1 pseudogene is annotated in these 243 nt (G+C 64.6%); it reads right to left on the bottom strand.

The window, feature by feature from the left end:
• Positions 1 to 243: pseudogene (locus tag R0J92_RS25860) on the bottom strand (gfo/Idh/MocA family oxidoreductase); the annotation flags it as partial.

The following is a 243-nucleotide window of genomic DNA, read 5'->3' as shown; positions in this document are numbered from 1 at the left end:
CCTGGTGGTCCGGCTCGTCGGTCATGTCGATCCAGTCGTCGGGCCGGGTGAAGTTGTTGTCCGCGTCGATGTCGGCGTGGTGGACCTTGAGCGCGTTGGTCTTGGTGTGCTGGTCGATGTCCGCGCTGTCGGAGACGCCGTCGGCCTTCGCCTCGCTCTGGCCGTCCTGCTTGACCACGATGTTCACGCAGCCCTTCGGGCCCACCACGTCCTTCACGAAATAGGCGACCTCGCTCATCATCG

It is taken from the genome of Tritonibacter sp. SIMBA_163 (genome assembly GCF_046535935.1).
GTDB classification, from domain to species: Bacteria; Pseudomonadota; Alphaproteobacteria; order Rhodobacterales; family Rhodobacteraceae; genus Epibacterium; species Epibacterium scottomollicae.
The sequence above is the reverse complement of the archived record's forward strand: the minus strand, read 5'-3'. Positions and strand labels throughout refer to the sequence as shown.